A 745-nucleotide genomic window follows, 5' to 3' on the forward strand; every position below is an offset into this window, starting at 1 on the left:
ATATAAATGTTCCTCTGATGCTCTTGAATCTAATAAATTATTGTTTTGCATCGCCATTAATTGATAATTATTAACAACAAATAATAATCCTATAAAATTTATTAAACAAAGATAAATTATTTTAAATTGTTTTTTTTAATTTAATCATTAATTACCACTCCTTTATTTTTAGAATTGTTCTTTTTAGAACTTTCTGGTTTATCAACTGAATATGTATTAGAATTGTTTTTTGTAAAATTAATATATTGAAGATCGCCAGATAAATTATTATCATTTTTTGTTAAAGAATGTAAATTATTTCGAGAACTTTCTGGTTGATTATGATGGGAAATTGATAATTGATGATTGTTTTTTCTTTTATTATATTTTGTGATTGTTTTTGTAATACAACTTTGTTTATAAAAAAGTTCTAATTTTTTTTCATTATTAATTTTGACGCTTGTTAATTCGTTTTGTATTGCAAGTTCTGCTTGTATATACAAAGCATATTCTTCATCGTTGGTAATTTCTTTATTATTACTATGTTTATTTCCCATCGCCATAATAGGATTATTACTAGTAATTAAAAATAATACTAAGAAAGCAAATATAAATATATTTAAGAATAATAAATGATGTTTAATTTTAAACATTAACAATAACTCCTTTATTTATTTCTCATCTGAGGTGATTATTTCGTATAGGGATTCAAAAGGTCTTATAATTTTTTAGTTATTTAAATTTAATTAAATATTTATTTTTGATC

1 protein-coding gene and 1 pseudogene are annotated in these 745 nt (G+C 20.5%); both read right to left on the minus strand.

The features are described from left to right. Window positions 1-123: pseudogene (locus tag RI68_RS03745) on the minus strand (SVM family protein); the annotation flags it as partial. A 17-nt stretch (window positions 124-140) separates the two neighbouring features. Continuing rightward, the gene (locus RI68_RS03325) at window positions 141-632 is read right to left on the minus strand and encodes an SVM family protein (protein WP_017193813.1); all 492 of its coding nucleotides are present in this window, start codon (window positions 630-632) and stop codon (window positions 141-143) included. Between the last annotated feature and the right edge of the window lie 113 nt (window positions 633-745).

It is taken from the genome of Vaccinium witches'-broom phytoplasma str. VAC (assembly GCF_000309405.1).
Taxonomy (GTDB): Bacteria; Bacillota_I; Bacilli_A; order Acholeplasmatales; family Acholeplasmataceae; genus Phytoplasma.